The organism is Vibrio sp. YYF0003, assembly GCF_036350715.1.
Lineage (GTDB): Bacteria > Pseudomonadota > Gammaproteobacteria > Enterobacterales > Vibrionaceae > Vibrio > Vibrio natriegens.
Window position 1 is genome coordinate 1 of record NZ_JAZDWA010000020.1, and the last position, 2,411, is coordinate 2,411.

Sequence of the window (2,411 nt, forward strand, 5' to 3'; positions counted from 1 at the left end):
CCAGCCGCCTGAATAGACATTGGGATGTCTAGGTTAGCTTTTAGCTCATCCATCCATGCTAGTAGACGTTCAATCTTCTGAGCAGTGCGGTCACCTGCTTGGCTTAGGCCTAGGTGGTCTGCAACTTCAGCGTAACGACGACGTGCTTGTGGACGGTCGTATTGAGAGAACGCAGTTTGCTTAGTTGGGTTATCGTTCGCGTTGTAACGTACAACGTTAGAGATAAGCAGTGCGTTAGCCAAACCGTGTGGTACGTGGAACTCAGCACCTAATTTGTGCGCCATTGAGTGACAAACACCTAGGAATGCGTTCGCAAACGCCACACCAGCGATAGTTGCTGCGTTGTGTACTTTCTCACGAGCGATTGGGTCGTTTGCACCGTTCGCGTAGCTAGATGGTAGGTACTCTTTTAGCATCTTAAGTGCTTGAAGAGCTTGGCCATCTGAGTATTCGTTCGCTAGAACAGATACGTAAGCTTCCAGAGCGTGAGTTACCGCGTCGTAACCACCGAATGCGGTTAGAGACTTAGGCATGTTCATAACAAGGTTCGCATCAACGATAGCCATGTTAGGAGTTAGCTCGTAGTCCGCTAGTGGGTATTTAGCGCCAGTCTTGTCGTCAGTAACAACCGCGAATGGAGTAACTTCTGAGCCAGTACCTGAAGTTGTTGTGATACAAACAAGCTCAGCTTTTTGACCCATTTTAGGGAACTTGTAGATACGTTTACGGATGTCCATAAAGCGCATTGCAAGCTCTTCGAAGTGCGTTTCTGGGTGCTCGTACATTACCCACATGATTTTCGCAGCATCCATTGGTGAACCACCACCTAGCGCTAGGATCACGTCTGGTTGGTAGCTTGCCATTTGAGCGGCACCTTTTTCTACTACAGACAGCGTTGGGTCAGCTTCAACGTCGAAGAACGTTTGAACTTCCATGCCTTGTGCTTTCAGTAGTTTCACTACGTCATCTGCGTAACCGTTGTTGAATAGGAAACGGTCAGTGACTAGGAATGCGCGTTTCTTACCTTCTAGGTCGCCAAGCGCGATTGGAAGGCTACCGCGACGGAAGTAGATTGACTTAGGTAGTTTATGCCACAACATGTTTTCAGCTCGCTTCGCAACAGTTTTCTTGTTGATTAGGTGTTTAGGACCTACGTTCTCAGAGATAGAGTTACCACCCCATGAACCACAACCTAGCGTTAGAGAAGGAGCAACGTTGAAGTTGTACAAGTCACCGATACCACCGTGAGTAGTCGGGATGTTGATTAGGATACGAGCCGTCTTCATCTTGTCACCGAAGTAACGGATGCGGTCTGCGTTAACGTCTTGGTTAGTGTACAGACCAGAAGTGTGGCCGATACCGCCGATTTCAACCATTGTTACCGCTTGAGCAACCGCGTCTTCGAAGTTGTCAGCACGGAATAGACCTAGCGTTGGAGACAGTTTCTCGTGAGCGAATGCGTCGTCGTAAGAAACTTTACCTAGACCTTCACCAACAAGCACTTTAGTGTCCGCAGGCACTTTAACGCCTGCCATTTCAGCAATAGCCGCTGCTGGTTGGCCAACGATTTTCGCGTTTAGTGCGCCGTCGATAAGCAGAACTTTACGAACTTTCTCTGCTTCAGCTTTGCTTAGTACGTAAGCTTTGTGCGTTGCGAAACGCTCTTTCACTTCGTCGTATACTTCGTCAACCACGATTGCAGCCTGCTCAGAAGCACACACTACGCCGTTATCGAATGTTTTAGACATTAGGATAGAAGCCACTGCACGTTTGATGTCAGCAGTTTCATCGATAACAACTGGAACGTTACCTGCACCTACGCCGATTGCTGGCTTACCAGAAGAGTATGCTGCTTTCACCATGCCTGGACCACCAGTTGCAAGGATAAGTGCGATGTCATCGTGTTTCATTAGAGCGTTTGAAAGCTCAACTGAAGGTTGGTCGATCCAACCAATGATGTCTTTTGGCGCACCCGCTGCTACTGCTGCATCCAGAACTAGTTTCGCTGCATCGTTAGTAGAGTTTTTCGCACGTGGGTGTGGCGAGAAGATGATACCGTTACGAGTCTTCAGAGAGATAAGAGATTTGAAGATCGCAGTTGAAGTTGGGTTAGTCGTTGGTACGATACCGCAGATGATGCCTACAGGCTCAGCGATAGTCATTGTACCCAGGTTGTCATCCTCTTCCAGGATGCCACAAGTCTGTTCGTCTTTGTATTTGTTGTAGATAAACTCAGAAGCGAAGTGGTTCTTGATTACTTTATCTTCAACAATACCCATACCAGATTCTTCAACCGCTTGCTGCGCTAGAGGGATACGAGCTTGGTTAGCGGCAAGAGAAGCGGCACGGAAGATTTTGTCTACTTGCTCTTGAGAGTAAGTAGAGAACTCTTCTTGCGCTTTCTTAACGCG

1 protein-coding gene is annotated in these 2,411 nt (G+C 48.0%); it reads right to left on the reverse strand.

Annotated elements, in window-relative coordinates:
• Positions 1-2,411: bifunctional acetaldehyde-CoA/alcohol dehydrogenase (gene adhE / locus V1U08_RS22825; protein WP_330471471.1), on the reverse strand; the 2,411-nt coding region annotated here is incomplete at both ends.